Origin of the sequence: Mesorhizobium sp. M7A.F.Ca.US.002.01.1.1 (genome assembly GCF_004022955.1) — a bacterium.
GTDB lineage: Bacteria > Pseudomonadota > Alphaproteobacteria > Rhizobiales > Rhizobiaceae > Mesorhizobium > Mesorhizobium ciceri.
This window is the reverse complement of record NZ_RZQE01000366.1, coordinates 1-6,033: the sequence shown is the minus strand read 5'-3', so window position 1 is coordinate 6,033 and position 6,033 is coordinate 1. Positions and strand designations below refer to the sequence as shown.

Sequence of the window (6,033 nt, the reverse complement as noted above, 5' to 3'; positions counted from 1 at the left end):
TAGATATTCCACATTGTGCGGTATTTTTAGAAATATAAAACGTTGAATTATATTTGGCCGCGAAAGTATCCCATATATATATTCAATATGTGACGTTGTGCCACTTGTGCCATTCGCCGTCACGGAAAGTGTTATTTGTGCAACACAGCATTAATCTGTTCACGGAATTGGCATTATTTCGGAAATCGTCATTGAAGGCAGATGATCGATGGGTATGTTCGCCGCTGAAAAGGGCGAGCGGTGTGAGCCTTTTTCGTTGTGGGGGTGAGGCGGGAAAACATTGCCGCCAGCCACAAATCCGAAGCCATTTATAACTATGACTGGAGAGGTCAGAAAATGAACATCAAGAGCCTCCTTCTCGGCTCAGCCGCGGCCCTGATCGCGGTCAGCGGCGCGCGCGCCGCCGACGCTGTCGTCGTCGCCGAACCGGAACCGGCCGAATACGTCAAGATTTGCGACGTCTACGGCGCCGGCTACTTCTATATTCCGGGCACCGAGACCTGCCTGCGCATCGGCGGTTATCTCCGCTACGACATGGGCGTCGGCGATTCCGGCTCGCTCGATGGCGCCAACAACGTTGCCGATCACATGGACGGCGATAGGCACGACACCTATTACAAGAACATGCGCTTCACGCTGAGGACTTATACCGGCCAGGAAACCGAACTCGGCACGTTGAAGACCTTTACCGAAACTCGCTTCCAGTTCGGCAACTCCTCCGGCGACTATACAGGCGACGGCACCGGCTGGCAGGCCGGCAACAAGACCACCACCCTCAATTTCGCCTGGATCCAGCTCGGTGGTCTGCGCGTCGGTAAGGATGAAACGGTATACGACCAGTTCATCGGTTATGCCGGCAATGTCATCCAGGACACGCTCATCCCGTATGGTGTCAAGGATACCAATCTCATCAGCTATTACTTCGACGCTGGCAGCGGCTTCACGGGCGTGGTCTCGCTTGAGGAAGGCACCGCCGTCAACACCATCGACAGCTATGTTCCGCATGTCGTCGGCGGCTTGAAGTACAAGGGCGACTGGGGTGCGATCACTGGCGTCGTGGCCTATGACAGCAACTATGAGGAAGTGGCCGGCAAGGTCCGTTTGGACGTCAACGTCAGCAAGGAACTGACGCTGTTCGTCATGGGCGGCTACGGCACCAACGACAACATCAACGACTTCGGCACAGGCCGTACCCAATACAAGCCGTGGGGCGGTAACTGGGCAGTCTGGGGTGGCGGCACCTACAAGTTCAACGAGAAGACCTCGTTCAACGCCCAGATTTCCTATGACGACTGGAAGAACCTCGGCGTCGCTGCCAACGTTGCCTATACCATTGTGCCCGGCTTTACGGTCACGACTGAAGTCGATTACCTCAATGCAGGAAAATTCGACGACTTCGACTTCAACAACTGGACCAAGGCCGACAAGAAGAGCAGCGTCGGCGGCATCGTCCGCTTCCAGCGCAATTTCTAGCAGATCGACTGACCTCACCAGCCCGCCCGCAGCACATCGCTGCGGGCGGTTTTTTATGCATTGGTGTGAGAGTTACCCAGGAGCCAAGCCCATACCTTGATTTCGCCACCCGATCGGTGAAAAGCTCCTGAAATGGAATGGCGCGACGAGGGAATCATTCTCGGCACCCGCAAGCATGGCGAAACCAGCGCCATTCTCGAGGTGCTGACGCGAGCGCATGGCCGTCATCTCGGCCTTGTTCGCGGCGGCCGTTCGCGCAAACAGCAGCCCGTCCTCCAGCCCGGCAATCGCGTCGACCTGTTGTGGCGTGCGCGCCTTGATGAACATCTCGGCACGTTCCAGGCCGAAGCGATCGAGATGAATGCTGCCCGGTTGATGGACAGCGCCGTCGCCGTCTACGGCTTGCAGACCATGGCCGCGCATCTGCGCCTGGTGCCCGAGCGCGACGCGCATGAAGGTCTCTACGAAACGCTTGCCGTGATGATCGTCCATCTCGACGACGCCGACGTTGCCGGAGAACTGGTGGCGCGCTTCGAGCTTCTGGTGCTGGACGAACTCGGCTTCGGCCTCGATCTCAGTCGATGTGCCGCCACCGGCACGCGACAGGACCTGGCCTATGTCTCGCCGAAGTCGGGACGCGCGGTATCGCGCGAAGCCGGTTTGCCATGGCGCGACAAGATGCTGGCTCTGCCGGCCTTCCTACAGCGCGGCTCCGGCCTGCGCGCCGATGCGGCTGATGTCGACGACGCCTTCCGGCTCACCGGCTTCTTCTTCAACCGCCATGTCTATGAGCCGCGCGGCATCGAGCCGCCGGACGCTCGTACCGGCTTCCTCGCCGCCTTGCGCAAACATCACGCGCGCGGCAAGGCCATAGCTGGCGAGGACGCAACCAGAGAAATCATCACATGAGCGAGGTCGAACTTTATCCTGGCCGGGTCTCACCGCTCGGGCTCGGCACCATTCCGCACGCCGATATCCTGAAATACACCGGTCTGGAATTGCTGCAGCGCATCGTCGACGGCAAGTATCCGGCGCCGCCGATTTCCTTTCAGCTGAATTTCACTCTCACCGAAGTCTCGGAAGGGCGCGCTGTCTTTCGTGGCATGCCGAGCGAGCGCCATCTCAACCCGCTGGGCAGCGTGCATGGCGGCTGGGCGGCGACGCTGCTCGATTCGGCACTGGCCTGTGCCGTGCAGACGCTGCTCGAAAAGAGCGAGGCCTATACGACGGCGGAGTTCAAGGTGAATTTGACGCGTCCCATCACGCCGAAGACCGGCGAGGTGGTCTGCGAGGGCAGGGTTGTTCACAAGGGCCGCACGTTGGCGGTGTCGGAAGCGACGCTGAAGGATGCCGGCGGCAAGCTGCTGGCTTTCGGCACCGAAACATGCTCGATCTTTCCGGCCGCCAATCTGGCGGCGCGCTGAGTTTTCTGGCCGCTTGGCCGCCGCATTTGAATGTCAGTACGACGAATGTCAGTGAAAACTGGCCTGGTTTGGGGGAACCGCCATGTTTGAAAGCCTGATCGGCCTTGTCGCCATCATCGCCTTGTTCGTCATCATTTCGCGTCAGCAGAGCCGCATCGGCCTTGTCGAGCGTGAGCTTGGCGCGCTGCGCAGCCTTGTGCTCTCGGGAGCCGTGCCGCCGGCGGCCAAGCCGTCCGAACAGGCGGTGGCCGACAACGCACCCGCCGATGTGATTCCAGCCGTTGCGGCAGCGGCCGACATTCCCTCTCCAGCGACAAGCGAGCCGGTCGCCGCACCGGCGCCAGCCACGGAAACGGAAGACTCGACCGGCGAGATCGTGTCCGGGCCGTGGACCGCTCCAGAACCGGCGCCGAAGGCGGTGGAACCCGCGGAGCTTCCCGGAGCGACGAAAGCCGCCCGCCAATCCGATGTCGAAACCGCGCTCGGCACCCGCTGGGCGGTCTGGGTCGGCGGCATCGCCCTGGCGCTGGGCGGTCTGTTCCTGATCCGCTACACCATCGAAGCCGGCATTTTCGGCCCCGGCGTACGGCTGACCATGGCCGGCGCGCTCGGCCTTGTGTTGGTCGCCGGCGGCGAGTTCGTCCGCCGCACCGGCTTCAAGATGCCCGTACAAGGCGCCGCGGGCGCCTATATTCCGGCGATCCTGGCAGCGGCCGGTGCCTTCATCCTGTTCGGCACCGTCTATGCCGCGCATGGCATCTACGGCTTCATCGGCCCGGCACTCGCCTTCACGCTGCTCGGCGTCATCGGCGTGGCGACGATCGCGGCAGCCCTTGTCCATGGCCAGGCGCTGGCCGGCATCGGCCTTGTCGGCGCCATGGTGACGCCGGTGCTGGTCGCCTCGCAGGCACCCAATCCCTGGGCGCTGTTCGGCTATCTCGCCATCGTGCTTGCCGCCACCGGCGTCATCGCCCGCATGCGCGACTGGAAGTTGCTGATGGCGGCTGCCTTTTTCGGCACCGGTGTCTGGACCATTCTCTATATGACCGATGCGCCGGGGGCGAAGCTCTCTGCGATCCTGTTCATCGACGCCGTCACGCTGGCCGTGCTCGCCCTTGTCTGGCTCGCTCGCCGTGGCGACGAAACCACGCCAGACAGGGCTTTCGACTGGCCGTCCATCGTGCCTGGCCTGTTCGTCGCATTCTCGGCACTGGGCCTGTCGGTCGACCCGGCCTTTGCTGCCGCCAGCTATGCCTTGCCGGGCGCGGTGGTGATCGCCGCGATGGTGGCGGTCACGCTTTATCGTCCGCTGGCGCTGCCGCTCCTCTATGCCGCGGGACTGGTCACGGTGCTGATCTATCTCGGCATCATCCCGCCAACCTTGATCGCTTCCGATTTTTCGGGCGGCGCCTTGGGCGTCGACGGACTGCCGGTGGCCACGTCCAACGCGCTGACCTTGCGCATCGGCATCGCACTCGGCCTGGTCTTCATCGGCGCCGGCTTCTGGGCCGCGCGCCGGTTCGCCGCCGGCACGCAGATCCGCGCGGCCTCATGGGCAGCGTGGGGCGTCATCGTCCCGCTGGTCGTCCTGCTGGCGCTCTGGTTCACTTTCGGCAATCTCGACCGTGACCCTGTCTACGCCGCCGCAGCGGCACTGCTGGTCGTCATTTTCGCCGCCGGCGGCGAGTGGATCGCGCGGGCCGAGGAGCCGCCGCTCAAGGGCGGCATCGCCGTGTCGTTTGCCCTGGGCGGCGCGGCCATCGCCGGGCTGCTGCTGATGCATATGGCTTTCGATTCCGGCTGGACCACCATCCTGCTCGGTGCGGCGGCCATTGTGCCGGCGCTGGCCACGCGCTGGCGCGTCTATCCGGTGCTCGGCTGGATTTCGGTCGGCGCGGTGATCGCGGTGCTTGGCCGTGTCGCCTTCGACCCGACCATTGTCGGCGCCGGGTTCCTGTCGACGACGCCGGTGTTCAACTGGCTGTTGCCCGGCTACGGCGTGCCGGCGCTGGCCTTCGGCTTTGCCGCCTGGCAGCTTGCGCGCACAACGAATGGCCGGCCGCGCCTTGCCATGGAGGCGGCAGCGGCACTGTTTGCGCTGCTCACGCTCGCCATACTGGTGCGCCACGCCATGCACGGTGGCGTCATCGACACGGGTGCCATGACGCTCGCCGAACAGTCGATCTACACCCTGATCGCCATCGGTGCCGGCGCAATCCTGGTCGCTATCGACATGCGCTCGCCAAGCTCGGTGCTGCGCTATGGTTCGATGGCCATCGGCGTAATCTCCGTCGGCTTCATCGTCATCCGGCACTTCGTGGTGCTGAACCCGCTTTTCACAGACGAATCGACCGGCCGTATCCCGGTGTTCAACCTGTTGTTCCTCGCCTATCTCCTGCCGGCGGTCGCCGCCGGGGGACTGGCGCTCTACGCCAGGGACAAGCGGCCAAAATGGTATGCGCAGATGCTGGCCGTGGTGGCTGCCGCGCTTGCCTTCGCCTATGCCACGCTGTCGGTGAGGCGCCTGTTCAAGGGCGAATTCATCGGCCTGTGGAGCGGCCTCGGCCAGTTGGAAACCTACACCTATTCGGCGCTCTGGCTGGTAATTGGCGTTGCGCTGCTCTCAGCTGGCGTCTGGCTGAAATCGCAGGTGCTGCGCATCGCTTCGGCCGCGCTGATCGCGATCGCCGTGCTGAAGGTCTTCATATTCGACATGTCGGAGTTGGAAGGCGTACTCCGGGCGCTATCCTTCATCGGCCTCGGCGCGGTTCTGATCGGTATCGGCCTGTTCTATCAGCGGCTTTTGACACGGGCGGCGAAGGAAAACGGATAAAGGCAAGCAAGAACAATAAGATTTCACCCCGACCGGGAATAAATCGGCCAATGGGCTCGTTATCTCATTGCTTGGGTGACCGGGGCGGGAGACCGCTTCGCGCTGGCCGCTTGCGCCGCGCCCGGAAGGCGCGTTCAATCCAGATCAACAAGGGCGACCTCGAAACCAGCGGTCATGGACGAAAAGAAGGCAGCAATCCTTGGCGAAATACCGCGCCTGCGCCGTTACGCACGCTCGCTTTTGCGCGACCGCGACGCTGCCGACGACCTTGTCCAGGATTGCCTCGAGCGGGCGCTTGTGCGG

General features: G+C 62.9%; 5 protein-coding genes. All 5 read left to right on the top strand.

The window, feature by feature from the left end:
* Positions 1-336 precede the first annotated feature (336 nt).
* Positions 337-1,473 (top strand): porin, encoded by a 1,137-nt coding sequence (locus EN932_RS26645; RefSeq protein ID WP_024503065.1) that lies wholly within the window; start codon positions 337-339, stop codon positions 1,471-1,473.
* A gap of 132 nt (positions 1,474-1,605) precedes the next feature.
* Positions 1,606-2,382, top strand: a complete 777-nt coding sequence (gene recO, locus EN932_RS26640) for a DNA repair protein RecO (protein ID WP_128369172.1) — start codon at positions 1,606-1,608, stop codon at positions 2,380-2,382.
* The gene (locus EN932_RS26635; protein WP_127385412.1) at positions 2,379-2,897 is read left to right on the top strand and encodes a PaaI family thioesterase; all 519 of its coding nucleotides are present in this window, start codon (positions 2,379-2,381) and stop codon (positions 2,895-2,897) included. The genes recO and EN932_RS26635 overlap by 4 nt, the downstream gene beginning before the upstream one ends.
* An 82-nt stretch (positions 2,898-2,979) precedes the next feature.
* Positions 2,980-5,730, top strand: a complete 2,751-nt coding sequence (locus EN932_RS26630; protein ID WP_127385411.1) for a DUF2339 domain-containing protein — start codon at positions 2,980-2,982, stop codon at positions 5,728-5,730.
* Between the two features lie 75 nt (positions 5,731-5,805).
* A partial coding sequence (locus EN932_RS39105) for a sigma factor (protein WP_281061555.1) occupies positions 5,806-6,033 on the top strand: 228 nt, incomplete at its 3' end.

Bases quoted from the DNA above. Each gene is read 5' to 3' on its own strand.
- EN932_RS26645 (WP_024503065.1), top strand. From the start codon at position 337: ATGAACATCAAGAGCCTCCTTCTCGGCTCAGCCGCGGCCCTGATCGCG.
- EN932_RS26635 (WP_127385412.1), top strand. From the start codon at position 2,379: ATGAGCGAGGTCGAACTTTATCCTGGCCGGGTCTCACCGCTCGGGCTC.
- EN932_RS26630 (WP_127385411.1), top strand. From the start codon at position 2,980: ATGTTTGAAAGCCTGATCGGCCTTGTCGCCATCATCGCCTTGTTCGTC.
- recO (WP_128369172.1), top strand. From the start codon at position 1,606: ATGGAATGGCGCGACGAGGGAATCATTCTCGGCACCCGCAAGCATGGC.